This is a genomic window from Rhizobium sp. CRRU65, assembly GCF_048551595.1.
GTDB classification, from domain to species: Bacteria; Pseudomonadota; Alphaproteobacteria; order Rhizobiales; family Rhizobiaceae; genus Rhizobium; species Rhizobium leguminosarum_J.
Map to the genome: position 1 here is coordinate 96,238 of NZ_JBLYZH010000019.1, position 14,432 is coordinate 110,669.

At 62.4% G+C, this 14,432-nt stretch carries 13 protein-coding genes and 1 other annotated feature; of the genes, 4 read left to right on the forward strand and 9 right to left on the reverse strand.

Features of this window, described 5'->3' with window-relative positions:
- Positions 1-210 precede the first annotated feature (210 nt).
- Together ACM5SV_RS30480 and ACM5SV_RS30485 are read right to left on the reverse strand one after the other, a co-directional pair.
- A complete protein-coding gene (locus ACM5SV_RS30480; RefSeq protein WP_024322382.1) occupies positions 211-1,014 on the reverse strand; it encodes a class I SAM-dependent methyltransferase in 804 nt (267 codons plus the stop codon).
- A gap of 84 nt (positions 1,015-1,098) precedes the next feature.
- Positions 1,099-2,010, reverse strand: a complete 912-nt coding sequence (locus tag ACM5SV_RS30485; RefSeq protein ID WP_222014996.1) for an AraC family transcriptional regulator — start codon at positions 2,008-2,010, stop codon at positions 1,099-1,101.
- A 92-nt stretch (positions 2,011-2,102) separates the two neighbouring features.
- Here ACM5SV_RS30485 and ACM5SV_RS30490 point away from each other — a divergent pair, with 92 nt between their 5' ends.
- Positions 2,103-2,840: an SDR family oxidoreductase gene (locus tag ACM5SV_RS30490; protein ID WP_222014998.1), complete on the forward strand. Its 738-nt coding sequence runs from the start codon at positions 2,103-2,105 to the stop codon at positions 2,838-2,840.
- A 299-nt stretch (positions 2,841-3,139) separates the two neighbouring features.
- On the opposite strand, the gene ACM5SV_RS30495 is transcribed toward ACM5SV_RS30490, so the two are convergent.
- Positions 3,140-4,012 carry an NmrA/HSCARG family protein gene (locus ACM5SV_RS30495; RefSeq protein WP_222014999.1) on the reverse strand — a complete coding sequence of 291 codons (873 nt, stop codon included), beginning with the start codon at positions 4,010-4,012 and terminating at the stop codon, positions 3,140-3,142.
- 100 nt (positions 4,013-4,112) lie between these two features.
- On the opposite strand from ACM5SV_RS30495, the gene ACM5SV_RS30500 reads away from it, so the two are divergent.
- Positions 4,113-5,033 (forward strand): LysR family transcriptional regulator, encoded by a 921-nt coding sequence (locus ACM5SV_RS30500; RefSeq protein WP_221969652.1) that lies wholly within the window; start codon positions 4,113-4,115, stop codon positions 5,031-5,033.
- A gap of 12 nt (positions 5,034-5,045) precedes the next feature.
- Here ACM5SV_RS30500 and ACM5SV_RS30505 read toward each other — a convergent pair whose 3' ends face one another.
- The 5 genes from ACM5SV_RS30505 to ACM5SV_RS30525 form a co-directional block, all read right to left on the reverse strand.
- Entirely contained in the window at positions 5,046-6,512 is a 1,467-nt protein-coding gene (locus ACM5SV_RS30505) for a SulP family inorganic anion transporter (RefSeq protein WP_222015000.1), read from the reverse strand.
- A gap of 70 nt (positions 6,513-6,582) precedes the next feature.
- Positions 6,583-6,638, reverse strand: a sequence feature (sul1 is cis-regulatory element that is thought to sense ions involved in sulfur or methionine metabolism; They are found in Alphaproteobacteria).
- Positions 6,639-6,779: 141 nt separating this feature from the next.
- Entirely contained in the window at positions 6,780-7,031 is a 252-nt protein-coding gene (locus tag ACM5SV_RS30510; RefSeq protein WP_222015003.1) for a hypothetical protein, read from the reverse strand.
- A 101-nt stretch (positions 7,032-7,132) separates the two neighbouring features.
- Positions 7,133-7,510 (reverse strand): response regulator, encoded by a 378-nt coding sequence (locus ACM5SV_RS30515; protein ID WP_222015004.1) that lies wholly within the window; start codon positions 7,508-7,510, stop codon positions 7,133-7,135.
- A gap of 271 nt (positions 7,511-7,781) precedes the next feature.
- Positions 7,782-9,542: a phospholipase D-like domain-containing protein gene (locus ACM5SV_RS30520; RefSeq protein WP_222015005.1), complete on the reverse strand. Its 1,761-nt coding sequence runs from the start codon at positions 9,540-9,542 to the stop codon at positions 7,782-7,784.
- A 271-nt stretch (positions 9,543-9,813) separates the two neighbouring features.
- Positions 9,814-10,602 (reverse strand): DUF899 domain-containing protein, encoded by a 789-nt coding sequence (locus tag ACM5SV_RS30525; RefSeq protein ID WP_222015006.1) that lies wholly within the window; start codon positions 10,600-10,602, stop codon positions 9,814-9,816.
- 209 nt (positions 10,603-10,811) lie between these two features.
- On the opposite strand from ACM5SV_RS30525, the gene ACM5SV_RS30530 reads away from it, so the two are divergent.
- Both ACM5SV_RS30530 and ACM5SV_RS30535 read left to right on the forward strand, forming a co-directional pair.
- A complete protein-coding gene (locus tag ACM5SV_RS30530) occupies positions 10,812-11,459 on the forward strand; it encodes an ankyrin repeat domain-containing protein (protein ID WP_221969514.1) in 648 nt (215 codons plus the stop codon).
- 78 nt (positions 11,460-11,537) lie between these two features.
- Entirely contained in the window at positions 11,538-12,029 is a 492-nt protein-coding gene (locus ACM5SV_RS30535) for a YHS domain-containing (seleno)protein (protein WP_041935540.1), read from the forward strand.
- A 19-nt stretch (positions 12,030-12,048) separates the two neighbouring features.
- On the opposite strand, the gene ACM5SV_RS30540 is transcribed toward ACM5SV_RS30535, so the two are convergent.
- Complete coding sequence (locus ACM5SV_RS30540) at positions 12,049-14,265, reverse strand: adenylate/guanylate cyclase domain-containing protein (protein WP_221969512.1); 2,217 nt, start codon at positions 14,263-14,265, stop codon at positions 12,049-12,051.
- Positions 14,266-14,432: the final 167 nt, after the last annotated feature.

The following is a 14,432-nucleotide window of genomic DNA, read 5'->3' on the forward strand; positions in this document are numbered from 1 at the left end:
CTTCTCCCCAGCGGGGAGAAGTGCCGGAGCGATAGCGAGGCGATGAGGGGGTGAGCGGCAAAGCCGCGAATGCACGGAGCGTAAGCGAAGGGCAATATTGAGTGGTGTGCCGTAGGCCCCCTCATCCGACCCTTCGGGCCACCTTCTCCCCGCTGGGGAGAAGAGGGAGCACCACGATTCTCCCTTTAGAGGAGGTGGCCCTCCCGCTAATCAGTCCGCCACCCTGCCCCGGCACGCCCACGCCACCGATGCGAACGATCGCGGCCCATTCGGCTCGCCAGCTTCGTAAGCGGCCCTGACGGCGGCATCGACGGCCTTTCGCTTCGCCGGATCCAGACCGGCAACATATTTGCCGAGCGGTCCCTCGCCGGCGGCGATCGGATCCCAGTAATCCTCGAAGGAAAGATATTCCATCCGGATCAGCAGCGAGGTCTCCTCGACATCGGCTAGGCCCTGCGCGATGAAGCTCTCCTTCATTTCCCCCGGCCGCATCATCGGCTGGAAACAATATCTGCGGCGCATTGCCAGCGCGTTCTCGTCGAGCATCGCCACCGTATCCCACATCATCCGCATGCCGGACATGCCGCCATAATGGTCCCAGACGGCGGCCGCGACCACGCCGCCCGGGCGCACCACACGGCGCATCTCGGATACCGCCTTTCCCGCCTCCGGCACGAAATGCAGCACGAGCAGCGACATCGCCCGGTCGAAGCGGTTATCCTCGAAGGGAAGCGCGCAGGCATCGGCCTGCCGGATCGATACGCGTGGATCGGTGTTGCGTCGCGTTGCGGCCTCGACGAAAACCGGCGAATAGTCGACGGCGACGATCTCCTGCAGACCCGGCGTTTCCGCCAGCGTGAATGCGAGGCTGCCGGTGCCGCAGCCGACATCAAGCACGCGGTCGCCATCCGCGAGGCCGGCGAAATCGACCAGCATCGGCGCCAGCTTCCTGCTCCAGCGTCCCATCAGCCGTTCGTAACCATCTGCACTTTCGACATTGAAACTCGACGGCATTGAAGTCTCCCCCCCTTCAAGGACGATGGTCTGCCGCCGGACAATAGGATTCCCCAGCAACCCTCGCAAGCGGAACAGCCGTTCTCACCCGACCTTCGCGTCCGACCAGTAGCGCTTCGGGGCACGCCCGAAGACACGCTTGAACGCGTTTCCGAAGGCGCTTTCGGAGGAATATCCGAGTAGGGCGGCAAGACCGGCGACCGAGACGTCCTCCTGGCGCAGGGCTTCGCGGGCGCGATGCATGCGCCAGCGCGTGACATAGTCGAGGGGTGCAACGCCGACCAGTTCCTTGAAGCGTTGCGCAAAGGCGGAGCGCGACATGCCGATCCGGGTCGCCAGCGCCTCGACCGTCCAGCGGTGGCCGGGGCTGTTGTGGATCAGGCTGATCGCCGCGCCGATCTGCGGATTTGTCAGCGCGCCGATCCATCCCGTTTCGGCAGCACCCTTCCGGCCGACATAGGCCCGCAGCGCCTGCACGAGCAGGATGTCGCCCATGCGCCGCGTCATCAGCGTCGAGCCCATCTGCACGGCCTCGAGTTCGCCGTCGAGGGTTGCAAGCGTAGTGCTGAGGAGCGCGGCGGCGCGGTCGCTGGCCGGGATATGAATGAACGGCGGCAGCGCGTCGAGCAGCAGCCGGGCGTTGCCGCCGCCGATGACAAAGCTGCCGCCGATCAGCGCGGTCTCGTCACCGCCGTGCCGGGCGATGTTGGAATGCTCCCAGTCGAAGAAGGCGATCCCGTCCTCCGGCTCCCTATCGAGATCGTTGGCGATCACATAGGCGGGTGCATTGGCAAGCAGGAAGGTGTCGCCCGCGACAAGCGAAAGTGGCGGCTCACCCGGCAGAACGATCGAGCAGGCGCCGCGGAGGACAGCGACGAACTTGAGTGCGGGCTTGGCCGGAAAGCGAAACGCCCATTGCCCGCCGACCTCGAAACGCGTGCAGCGCGCACTCTCTATGTCGAGCAGCGAAAAGACATCGGACAAGGGATCGATCATGGGATTGGACGATCTCGACGAAATCATGGAGCCAATAGCATAGATTCTCCAGGCAGCACCTGCAATCCTCAAAGACACAAAGGAGAACGAACATGTCTGATATCAAGGATAAGGTTGTCGCCATCACCGGCGCAAGCAGCGGCATCGGCGAAGCCACGGCGCTGCTGCTGGCCGAGCGCGGCGCGAAGCTCGTGCTTGGCGCCCGCCGCGTCGACCGGCTGCAAGCGCTGGCGCAACGCATCACCGACAAGGACGGCGAGGCCGTCTGCCTCGCCATGGACGTCAAGAAGCGCGAGGATCTCACAGCTCTCGTGGCGCTTGCCTGCAACAGCTATGGCAGGATCGACGTCATGATCAACAATGCCGGCATCGGGCCGATCTCCCTTCTTGATGAACTGCGGGTCGAGGATTGGGAGGAGATGATCGACGTCAACATCAAGGGCCCGCTCTATGGCATCGCCGCAGCCTTGCCGGTGTTCCGCCGGCAGGGTTCCGGCCACTTCGTCAACACGCTCTCGACCGCCGGCCTCATCATCAAGCCGACCATGGCCGTCTATGCCGGCACGAAAAACGCCATGCGCACCATCGCCGAGGGCCTGCGGCTGGAGGCCGGCCCGCATCTGCGCGTCACCAACATCTCGCCGGGGTTTATAAGAACCGATTTCGCCGGCTCCATGACCAGCCCAGAGATCAAGGCCGAGATGGCAAAGCGCATGGACGAGATGGCGATTTCACCCGATGCCATCGCCTGCGCCATCGCCTTCGCCATCGAGCAACCCGCCGATGTCGATATCAGCGACATCGTTGTTAGGCCCACCGCTCAGGCGTGAGGTATCGTTGGCAGCGGCGGCTCCTGTCTATCTTGAACAGCAGGACAATCGCCATGCGGCGTGGAAGCGATCGATCTGCCGGTCCAGCGCTCTTCAATTCTGCGATGTAGAGTTCGGACATGCCCCCTGCTCTCCGTCATGCCCGGGCTTGACCCGAGCATCCACGCGGCACCCGTAAGCGGCCGTGGCATGGATCCTCGGCTCAAATGTAGAGCCCGAGGATGACGGAGAGTGTGGCGAAGGCCATCAAGGCATCACCTGTCGGTGACACCGGTCAGATCACCGGTGTCACAGCGAATTCACCCAGCCGCCACACTCCAATCGAACCCCTTCGCCCAGTCGGCGTAGCTGTGCCAGCCGACCTCAGGAAAATCGCGGCGCAGGGCGGCAAGATCGACGTCGTAACCGGTACGGTCGAACCATTCGAACATCAGCGCCGTATCCTCGCTCTGCTGCCGTATCGCCGCGATCGGCAATTCCCGGTAAGTGATTGGGCGGCCGAGCACCTCGGACAAGATCTTAGCCTGCTGCTCGCCCGACAATTCGTCGCCCGCGATGTCGAAACGTTTGCCGAACACTTGCTCGCGCCTCTCGGCCAACGTCGCGACGAAAGCGCCGATGTCATCGATGGTGACCTGTTGCAGCACACGGGCGGGCGGCAGCGCTGCGGCATAGACGCCCTGGCGCAGCCCGTCGATCGCCCAGGGCGCCACGGTGTTCTCCGTGAAGGCGACGGGTGCGCTGATCGTGTAAGGGATGCCGAGGCCTGCAATGTGCTTCTCGACGAGATACTTGCTGTCGAAATGCGGAATGCCGGTCGTCTTGTGGGCATCGGCGACGGAGGAATAGATCAGGTGGCCGATGCCGGCGGCCTTTGCCGCATCGGCGGCGGCAATGCCCTGACGGGTTTCCGCCTCCGTTCCGGCTTCGTAGCTGTTGCCCATCAGGAACATCGCGTCGACGCCCTCTGCTGCTGCCGCCACGGATGCCGCGTCGTCAAGATCGCCGGCGACGACCTGGACTCCTGCCGCGGTCAGCCGCTTCGCGCCGTCGCTCTCGGGCCGGCGGGTGATCGCCTTGACGCGGTGTCCCCGCGTCATCAACGCGCGTACAACCGCGCCGCCTTGCTGGCCGGTGGCGCCTGTGACCAGTACGCTTCGTGTGTTGCTCATCTGCCTGCTCCTTGTTGTGACTGATGCAGCAAAGTTAGGGCCTGTCGCATTGAACCATAATGGCATATAATTGGAAAACATCGTGCCATTCAAGGATACAATGCTCGATCTCAACGATATCATGATCTTCGCCCGCGTCGTCGAAGCGGGCAGCTTCACCGCCGCCGCGCGCTTGCTCGGCATGCCGAAGACGACGGTCAGCCGCCGCATCGCCGCGCTGGAACGCGAACTCGGCGTGCGGCTGCTGCAGCGCACGACCCGCAGCCTCAACCTGACGGCTTCGGGGCGTCTCTACTACGAAGAAAGTAGCCATGCGCTGCGCACCATCGAAGGTGCCAACCTGCGTCTTGCGGAAGCGCGTGCTGAGCCTGCCGGCACCATCCGCATATCGGCGCCGGTCGGCTTCGGCGGCCACTTCCTCCAGGATACGATCTTCGAATTTCTTTCGACTTACCCGAAGACGAGCGTCGAGCTGCGCCTGACCGACGACAGGCTGAACCTCGTCGAAAGCGGCATAGATCTCGCCTTCCGCACCGGCGTCCTCGAGGATTCCACCTTGATCGCCCGCAAGCTCGGCTCGACGCACCGTCTTCTCTGCGCGAGCCCGGATTATCTCGCTCGCTGCGGCCCACCTGACGTGCCTGAAGATCTCACCCGCCATGACTGCGTCATCGCCGGCCAAACCGCCCAGGCGCAATGGCTGCTGGAAGGTCCGCACGGTCAGGAAACGATCGCGGTTTCGGGGCGCTTCGCCGCTAACGAGATGCAGGCGGTGATGGCCGCCGCAATCGCCGGCCACGGCATTGCGCAATTGCCGCACGGCGTCGCCGATGCCTGCATCAAGGACGGGCGGCTGCGCCGCGTTCTCGACGGCTACACGACGCCGGCCGGCGGCCTGCATGTCGTCTATCCCAGCAGTCGGCACTTGCCGCCTTTGGTCAAGGCGTTCATCGAACTGGCCGTCAGACGGCTGAACGCGATAACCGGCAACAGCGACGATTACGTGATCGTCTCGCGGTAGCTCTCGCGCCCCTCACACCTCTTTCAGCACCACCTTGCTGTCGAGGCTTCCGATCAAGGTTGCGCTCGCCTGGTTGAGGCCCGCGACCTCCACGGCAATGCCGTGCGCTCCGAACCGATGCACGACCTTGTCGAGCGCGGCAACGGCGGTGATGTCCCAGAAATGCGCTTCGGACACGTCGATCAGCACGGACTTGCCGACCGCGTCCTGAACGTCGAAGGCTTCGACGAAGACGTCGGCGGAAGCAAAGAACACCTGGCCAGACACGCGATAGATCAGCCGCCCGGCGGCTTGGTCGGGCGCCACGTCGACGCGCAGCAGGCTGGCGACCTTGAAGGTGAAGAACACGCCGCTGAGGAGAACGCCGACCGTTACCCCAAGCGCCAGATTGGCGGTGAAGACGGTGACGAGGACGGTTGCCACCATGACGGCGCTCGACATCCGGGGATGGACGATAACCGCTCTCAGCGACGACCAGTCGAACGTATCGATCGACACCATGACCATGATCGCCACCAGCGCGGCGACTGGAACCTCGGAGACCCACGGCTTCAGGAGCACCATGAGGATCAGCAGGAACGCGCCGGCAAACAGCGTCGAGAGCCGGCCGCGGCCGCCATATTTCACATTGCTCACCGTCTGGCCGATCATGCCGCAGCCGGCAATGCCGCCGAACAGGCTGGCGGCCGCGTTGGCGAGGCCGAGACCGGTGCATTCGCGGTTCTTCGAGCTCGGCGTATCGGTGAGATCGTCGACGACGCTCGCCGTCATCATCGATTCCAGCAGTCCGACCATGGCGATGGCAAGTGCGGGTGCTGCAATGATCCGAAGCGTTTCCAGCGTCAGCGGCACGGCCGGCCAGCCGAACACCGGTAGCGAATCCGGCAGTTTGCCGAGATCGGCGACGGTGAGAACCGGAAGCCCGAGCGCAATCGAGGCGACGGTCAGGATCAGGATGCAGATCAGCGGCGACGGGATCGCGGTGGTGATCCGCGGCGTGAGATAGATGATCGCGAGCCCTGCAACCAGCACGGCATACTCCATCCAGCCGGCGCCAATGATGTGTGGCATCTGCGCGGCAAAGATCAGGATGGCGAGTGCATTGACGAAGCCGGTGCGCACGGACTTCGACACGAAGCGCATCAACACGCCAAGCCGCAGCAGGCCGAACACGATCTGCATCAGCCCCGCCAGCAGCCCGGCCGCAAAGAGATAGGGCAAACCGTGGGCATGCACCAGCGGTGCCGCGACCAGTGCCACCGACCCGGCCGCCGCCGAAATCATCGCCGGGCGTCCACCGGTAAAGGCAATGACGATGCTGATCACGAAAGAGGCGAACAGACCAACCTCGGGATCGACCCCCGCCACGAAGGAAAAGGCGATCACCTCGGGGATGAGGGCGAAGGTCGCCACCGCTCCGGCAAGCATTTCGCGCATGGGATTGGCGGACCAATCACGACGGATGGAGGAAAGCAGCATAGGAAGGATTCTCGCAAAGCATGGCCGGACCCACTCTTTCGAGCGGTCGCGTGATGGCATGCAGGTTTTGCGTTGTCTGGCGGATCGGCGGCCAGAAGAGCCACCCGGGATCTCACCGGGTCCGTGGTGAATGCCTGGGGTATAGACGAGATCTTTACCGCAGCGCAACATTCAATTGCGCTGGAGTGAAAAACGCGAAAGTCGACGAGCAGCCTTTGCAGACACTCGAAGCGCGCCCCTTGCGCCCCTCTGGATTGCGGAACCTCCTCACTGCCAGAGGAAGTCCGGTCCCGTGCTCTGGGATGTGAGCTTGAGCGTCCCGTCCGGTTGGACGACATAGGTCTCGAACACACGGTAACCGAAATCGCCAAGAAATGTATTCTTGACCACCGTTCCCGGACGGTAGGGCGACCGCAGGACCTTGCCGCCATAGGTGAGGCTGCCTGGAAGAGGCTGCGGATCCCCGGCGCTGGCGCAGGCCGAGAGTGCGAAGAGAACGGCAAACAGCGCGTGTTTCATCCGGACTATCTCCTCGGGCAGGCGTCAGCGGCCTGACGACATCGATTTCCTTCTTATCACAACGCCGCCGGTCGCTGTTCACAACGTAACGTCACGGCCGTTCAGAACGCAGCCTTACTGCTGTCGAAGTTTTTGCGTCGGGCCTCTGCCCGCGAGAGCGCGCTGGCGATCCTCTCATCGGTGAAGGGCTTGGAGATCACATCGAGCGCGCCTTCGATACCGTGACCGACATTCTCGGGACTGCCGGTCACGAAGATGACGTCAACCCCATGGCGGTCGATCAGCCGCCGCGCGAGCTGGGCGCCGCTCAGCCCATCGGAGAGACTGAGATCGACGAGCGCGACATCGCTTCTTTTTGCGTGGGCGAGAGCCTGCTCCACCGTCGATACCGGCCCGATAGTCTGGTGTCCTGCCTCTTGCGCAATGCGTTCGAGCTCCAGAGCGATAAAATTCTCATCTTCGACGATCATGACCTTCATAAATAAGCCTCCTCCTAGACGGGATGTCAGTCGCACTACCGGTAGCGGGTAAAACGCAACCGTCCCCGGAATGTTTCCACCTTGAGAAGAATATGTTGGCAACCGGCAAAGTATTAATTTGACTTCGGGATATCAGGTGCTCCCCGGCCATGCGGACAGCCACTTTGCATACTCTTCGACGGACAAGGCCATCGTCCCCAAAGCGAAGACCGCCTTTCGAAATCACCCGCGTGGAATGGTTGAGGTTCAAGGGCCATCGTGACCAGCCACATTACTCCGCCCGGGCAAACAACTCCCGGTCCCGGGCGCGGATGGGGTCGGTCCAGTCGCGTTCGAACCACGGCGTGCCGCCGGGCTGAGGCGGGCGTTTGAGCTCCAGCGGACGGGCCGGGCCGTTGCTCGCTTCGGAGGCGACGCGGAAGATATAGTGGTCGTACATCCTGAGCGCCTCGATCATGTAGCTGGTCGCAACCGTTCGGTCGCGCACGACGACGAGGTTCTCGCCGTTCTCGTCATCGGCGGGGTTCGAGAAATTGTAGGAGCCAAGATAGACGCGCGCCGTCGGCTTGTCGAAATCGAGCACGATGAATTTATGGTGCATGCGCGTGCCGCGCTGGTTGCCGTCGACGCCGGCAAGGCCCGAGGGTTCCGTCAGGAAGGGCGGCGGCACGTTGCCCGTCAAGGCGGCTGCCCGCACCACCCTGCGGCGATTATCCGGTGTCAGCACGTTGAGGCCGAGATTGCCGGCGCGCACCTCGGCATCGGCGATGCCCATGACATGCACCTCGGGGCGTTCGAGCGCGCGGCCGAGCGCCGGACCGATCGCTCCCCTGGTCATCTGGCCGAGGAAAGCGAGCGAGAACAGCACGCTGGACTGGGCGGTATCGATATCGGCGCCGATCTCGTCCAGCCGGCCATTGGCATCGCTGTGTGGGGAGAAGGCAACCTTGGCGTCGACGCCGTCGAGGCCGAGGTCGATCCAGCCAGCGGAACTTGGCGAGTCACGGAAGTTTTCTGCGCGTTTGGCGGTGAAATAGCTCTCGAAGGCGGTAAAATAATCGTCGATCGCCTTTTCGCTGTGGACGGCAAGGCTGTTGTTCGACTGCACATAGAGCCCGCGCCAGCTGAGATTGGTCGAACCGTAGAGCACTGTCGAAATGCCGCCGCCGCGGACCGCGATCGACTTCTGATGCTGCAGGTTGGCCATGTGCTGGCGCTTGACGTTGGCAGCACCCGCCGAGGCGATCAGCCGCTCCGCCGCCCTCGTCTCCGGCGAATTCGGGCGGCCATGGCCCTTGGTGCGGTCGCTGTCGTCGATGATGATCTTGAGCTTCGGCCCCAGCGCCTCCAGCCGGGTGACCACCTCGGGCAGGTTGAGATCATAGGCGATGACGCGCACCTCGGCGCCGGCGTCGCGCGCTTTGTCAAGCAGCGCGAGGGTTTCCGCCCGCGCCTCGAAGCCCATCCAGGTAAGCGCCCGCTCGGCATCGGCATGAGTCGGCACGAAGTCCAGCCCCTCATCGCCGACAGGCGGCACCAACGTGATGATCGTCGGCGCGTCGGGGGCAAAATTGCGCACGAAGGCCTGCGACGAGACGAAGCCGCGGGTGAAGGCGACGTTGAGCTTGCCGGGAATGGTCTCGCGCATCAGCGCCAGCTCCGCCTCCTGCGCCTCACCCGCTGTCAGCGCGCCCGCGGCATCCATGAACTTTGGCGTGACGCGGTAGGTGAACTTGCCGGGCAGATCGGCATTGAAGGGAAAATGCACCCATCGGAACTTCTGGATCGGCGCTTCCGTGGTGCGGATGCCATCTTCGGGAACCAGCTGGCCGGGAAAGCCGATGCGGTTATGCACCGTCTTGAAGAAATCAGTATCCGGCTCACGATACTGGATGGCGAAACCAACGAAATCGGCAGGCGGCCGCCCATTCTTCCAGTCCATGCCGATCAGCACCATGCCGTCGCCGCGATGGATGGTCAGCGCAAAAAGCGCAGCCGCATTCCCGCCGGTCACACGAAAATCCGTATCCATGCCCGCCTCCCCTGGAAATCGGGCGAAATCTAGCACGGTTCCGTGACAGTAAGGAGATATGTCGGTGAAATTTTGCGCGCAGAAGGTGCAGGGAGGAGGCGGTATGGCGCAAGCGCGTTCGGGGACGTTGCCCCTGTCGCACAGTCGTCAATCGTTGGCTCGATCGTCGACGACCGGCGCTGCCTTGAAAGGAAATCTGCGGTTCGCCAGACTTTCATGCGGACCGCCGTATCCTCCTGCCGCGAGGACGGAGGATCCGGCCGAACCGACCCTACGGTTTCTCGTTTGCACTCTCGGCCCGAAACGCCGCCTCCCCCGCATCTGACACCTCGACCCATTTCTTGTCGGGCTCGGCGTCCGGCACATAGCTGTCGTGCCAGTTCCACCACTTGTAGGTCGGGGTCTGCGGATAGCCCGCGGGCGATTCCTCCCAGACTTCCTGGCGGCCGAGCGGCGTGATGTCGAGGTAGTTCCAGGTGCCGCCCATCTGCTCGTCGCCGCGGTTGTTGATGAAATAGGTGCGGAAGATGCGCTCGCCGTCGCGGTAGAATACGTTGGTGCCGTGCCACTCGTCGACGCCGAAGTCCTTGTCGAAGCTGTCGGTGATCGTGACCCACGGCATCGTCCAGCCCATCCGCGCCTTCAGCCGTGCAATGTCGGCCTGCGGCGCACGCGAGGCAAAGACCAGCGTCGTGTCGCGGGCGTTGAGATGGGCGACATGGGCGACCTGATCGGCCACCATCGAGCAGCCGCGGCAGGCATGGTCGGGCCAGCCGAACACGCCAGGCTCGTAAAACGCGCGGTAGAGGATGAGCTGATGTCTGTTATCGAACAGGTCGAGCAGGCTGACTTTGCCCTGAGGCCCCTCAAACGCATAGGCCTTCTCAACAGCCATCCACGGCATGCGCCGGCGCTTGGCGGCGAGTGCGTCGCGGGCGCGGGTCTCAGCCTTTTCCTTCACGAGCAACTGCTCGCGGGCCGCCTCCCAGGCCTGCGGCGACACGACCGGCGGTTTGTGCATGGCTTGTCCGCTTTTCCCGTTCTCGGCTGAAGCAGTCATGGCTTTCAATCTCCTCATTGGGGCGATTTCCCGGGCTTGGAAGTCCGGTTCATCGCGCATTGGTCTGAGATAGTTTCGCATCGGAAATCGAACAGGGGGAGTAACAAGTGTGACCGTATTCCCTGGAACCGCCGGTCGCAGCCGTAGCGCGCAAGTGGGGTTGATCGGGAGCGCGTCCATTAGCGCAATCTTGTTTACGAATTGCACACGTGCTACAACGCCACAAAACGGCGCATGCGAACCCTGATCAAACCGAGATCGTGCCCGTGAATATTTTTATCGCGACTGTTGCTACGCTTGCCATTGGCGTCCTGCCGGCATGGGCAGGTCCTTTGCATCAGGCGGCCAAGGACGGCGATATCGCCCGCGTCACACAGTTGCTGGACCAGGGCTCCGATCTGTCGGAGCTCGATGAGGCGGGCGAGCCGGCGCTGATTATCGCGTCATTGGCGGGCCATGCCGATGTCGTCGTTCTTTTGCTGGATCGCGGCGGCGACATCGAAATTCGCAACAAGGGCGGGCTGACGGCGCTGCATGCGGCAGCCTATGGAGGAAATCTGGAGGTGGTGAAACGGCTTGTCGCCGAGGGAGCTGACGTCAACGACAGGAAGAATTTCTATCAGATGTCGCCGCTGCACGGCGCCGCCGAAGAGGGCCGCACCGACGTGGTCGCTTTTCTGCTGACGAAGAGCGCGGATGTCGAAGCGACGGAAAGAAACGGGTACACGCCTCTCACTCAAGCCGGGTGGCGGGCGCATTGGGATACGGCCAAATTACTCATGGAAGCCGGTGCTGTTTGCCAGAAAGCCGAGCTTGTGGGCGAACCGCTCTACAAGGAATGCACCAAACGGCAATAGCATTTCGCTTGAGGTAACAGACCGCGTCCAGGAATGGAGCTTGTTATGTCTTATCATGCGCAAAAATCCGGAAAGCGAATGGGCGTGGCTGTTGGCGCTGCGGTTATGCTGCTTTCCTTGCTTCAGCCTGCGGGGGCCGAGGAACTCGTCAATACCGGCTATTTCGGCGATGTCGCGATCAAGGGTTATGACCCGGTCGCCTATTTCACTGAAAACCAAGCCGTCGAAGGATCCGAGACCTATTCCCACCACTGGCTTGGCGCGACCTGGTATTTCGCCAGCGCGAGAAATCGCGACCTCTTCAAGGGCGATCCGTCCAAATATGCGCCGCAATATGGCGGCTATTGCGCCGACGGCGTGTCTTTCGGGACAGTGACCACCAATATCGATCCGAAAGCCTGGCGGATCATCGATGGCAAACTGTACCTGAGCTATGACCCCGGCGCGGCCGAAGGCATGGAGAAAAATCCGACCAAGGTGACCGACTCGAAGAAGCATTGGTCCGAAGTTCAGCAGACGCTGATTTCGGAGAAGATGCACACCGTCTGGCAGCAGCCGGATACGAAATGAAGCCGCAACGCCCGACCCGTCAGGGTGTGGGTGAAAAGAACGTCAAGGCGCGCGGCGTGACATGGACGTATGGCCTGTCGCGCTGTTCACCTGACGTGTTGCGGTAAACATATCCGCACACCATCCGGTCGAGAAAATAGCCGTCGAATTTTTCGCAGAGACTGTCGCCCCGCACCTCGGCGATACCGGTGATGTTGGTATTGGCACTGCGATAGGCAGTGTTTCCAGCCTTGTCGAAATACTGGGTGAAATCCGTGCCGTTCTTGTGCTTGCCGGTCCAGCTCTTGCCATCGACAAGATTGCGCAGATCTGCCTCGCTGAGCCTGTCGGCTTGATTGCCTGTAAAACCGAAGGGCCATTCGGGAATGCCGGCCTTTCGCAATCCAGCCAGATGGCGCTGCAGATCGCCGTCCCGCCAGTAATCATAGAGATAGCCGTAATAGGTGAGATTGCTTTCCGGGAAGAGCTCCAGCAGTTTTGCCGTCTCCGCTGCAGCCTTGGTTTCATTGCCCTGGTCGGCATAGGCCGCCGCCAGATATTCGCGTGCCGGCTCGACCTTCGGCAGGCTGTCAAGCGTCGGCTCTATCAGCGAGATCGCGCGCTGATCGTCACCCGCGGTATAAAACACGATCCCCGCCAGCAGTTGAAAGCTCGACGCCGGCGAAGGGTCGAGCCGCAAAGCCTTTTCCATCTCAGTGATCGCCTGCCCGCTGCTTCCGGTGTGAACCAGGATGAGAGCGAGGTTGGCGGCGGCCTCCGCATCGTTCGGCTCCATCGCAACCGCCATGTTGGCGGAATTTTTGGCCTCCATCTCGCGTCCATCCACCCATTGCAGCAGGGCAAGCACCGTGTGAGCCCTGGCATTGTTGGGATCGAGCTTGAGGGCCTGCCCGGCGGCGTCATAGGCAATCTTGCGGGCGACGGCGGCCGACCAGAGGTAATTGTAGTCGTTGCGCCAGACATCGACGGCGACGCGGGCGATTCCCGCATGGGCATTGGCAAAGCCAGGATCGAGGTCGATCGCCTTCTGGTAGAAGGACAGGGTCCGGCGATAGGTATCGACATCCCTGAAGATGAAGCCTTCCTGCTCGGCCCGCATGTAATAATCATAGGCTTCGAGATTTTCGGTCGGGATCCGGGCCAGTTGGTCGCGCTCGCGCGCGCTGAGCTTGACCGACAGGGCCGAAATGATCTTGCCGATCACATCGTCCTGAACGGCAAAGAGGTCGGCATATTGGCGATCGTAGCGCTCGGCCCAAAGCGACAGGCCGGTGACCGCGTCGATCAGTTTGACATTGATCCGCAGCCGCGGCCCGGCGCGCTGCAAGGTTCCTTCGAGCACATATTTCACGCCGAGTTCGGCGGCCACGTCCTGGATCTTGCCGACGGAGCCCTGGATGGCGAAGACCGAATGGCGGGCGATGACGAAGAGGCCCGATACTTTGGACAATTCGGTGATCAGATCGTCCGTCAACCCCTCCGCGAGATGGTCGTGCTCGCTGTCGCCGCTGACATTGATGAAGGGCAGAACCGCGACAGAGGGCCTGTCCGGCAACGGATAGGCGAAACGTTCGGCAGGCCCCGGCGGTTCTGCCGGCATCCACGGCTGCCACCAGAGTCCTGCGCCCGCAAGAGCAAGGACAACGGCCGCTGCGATGCCTGCAAAGAGGCGGCGTCTCGGCAGGCGCCTCCGGCTTGTGAGGGTTTTACCGGCAGAAGTGGGGTCAAGCAGGACACGATAGACCCGGACCGGTTCGGTGATGCTCTTCAACCGCTGTTCGCCAAGCGAAGCAAAACCGACCGGGACTTTCGATTTCACCTGGTCGTATGTCGTGCCCGATATGGCGATGCCGCCCGGTTCGGCCAGCGCCTGTATTCGATCGGCGATATTGACGCCGTCGCCCTGGATGTCTTCGCCCTCGACGATGATATCGCCGAGATTGATGCCGATCCGGAACTCGAGCCGATGCTCCGGCAGCGCCGCGGCACTCTGCGTGGCTTTCAGTTGCTGAACCTCCACCGCGCAGCGCAAGGCATCGACGACACTCTGAAATTCGACCAGCAGCCCGTCGCCCATGGTTTTGACCAGTCGGCCATGGTGACGCGCAATCGCCGGCTCGAAGACATCGTTCTGGTCCGCTTGAAAACGCGCACGGGTGCCCTCTTCGTCGATCTGGCTCAATCGACTGTAACCGACGACATCAGCGATCAGGATTGCTGCAAGACGGCGCTCCATCCCCGGTCTTTCCTGGAGAGCGAAGGTATTACTAAAAATATTCTACAGTATGTCCTGCCGCGATGCTATCGTCGGCGCTCGCGATATTCAACTTAACGATGCTATCGGATTACACAGACAAAGCAGACGTCTGCCGCCTACCACGGCGGTGTGATCGATACTGGCGA

What these genes read in the sequence shown, in the direction of transcription:
- ACM5SV_RS30480 (WP_024322382.1), bottom strand. Translation starts at nt 1,014, where the DNA reads ATGCCGTCGAGTTTCAATGTCGAAAGTGCAGATGGTTACGAACGGCTG.
- ACM5SV_RS30485 (WP_222014996.1), bottom strand. Translation starts at nt 2,010, where the DNA reads ATGATCGATCCCTTGTCCGATGTCTTTTCGCTGCTCGACATAGAGAGT.
- ACM5SV_RS30490 (WP_222014998.1), top strand. Translation starts at nt 2,103, where the DNA reads ATGTCTGATATCAAGGATAAGGTTGTCGCCATCACCGGCGCAAGCAGC.
- ACM5SV_RS30495 (WP_222014999.1), bottom strand. Translation starts at nt 4,012, where the DNA reads ATGAGCAACACACGAAGCGTACTGGTCACAGGCGCCACCGGCCAGCAA.
- ACM5SV_RS30500 (WP_221969652.1), top strand. Translation starts at nt 4,113, where the DNA reads ATGCTCGATCTCAACGATATCATGATCTTCGCCCGCGTCGTCGAAGCG.
- ACM5SV_RS30505 (WP_222015000.1), bottom strand. Translation starts at nt 6,512, where the DNA reads ATGCTGCTTTCCTCCATCCGTCGTGATTGGTCCGCCAATCCCATGCGC.
- ACM5SV_RS30510 (WP_222015003.1), bottom strand. Translation starts at nt 7,031, where the DNA reads ATGAAACACGCGCTGTTTGCCGTTCTCTTCGCACTCTCGGCCTGCGCC.
- ACM5SV_RS30515 (WP_222015004.1), bottom strand. Translation starts at nt 7,510, where the DNA reads ATGAAGGTCATGATCGTCGAAGATGAGAATTTTATCGCTCTGGAGCTC.
- ACM5SV_RS30520 (WP_222015005.1), bottom strand. Translation starts at nt 9,542, where the DNA reads ATGGATACGGATTTTCGTGTGACCGGCGGGAATGCGGCTGCGCTTTTT.
- ACM5SV_RS30525 (WP_222015006.1), bottom strand. Translation starts at nt 10,602, where the DNA reads ATGACTGCTTCAGCCGAGAACGGGAAAAGCGGACAAGCCATGCACAAA.
- ACM5SV_RS30535 (WP_041935540.1), top strand. Translation starts at nt 11,538, where the DNA reads ATGGGCGTGGCTGTTGGCGCTGCGGTTATGCTGCTTTCCTTGCTTCAG.
- ACM5SV_RS30540 (WP_221969512.1), bottom strand. Translation starts at nt 14,265, where the DNA reads ATGGAGCGCCGTCTTGCAGCAATCCTGATCGCTGATGTCGTCGGTTAC.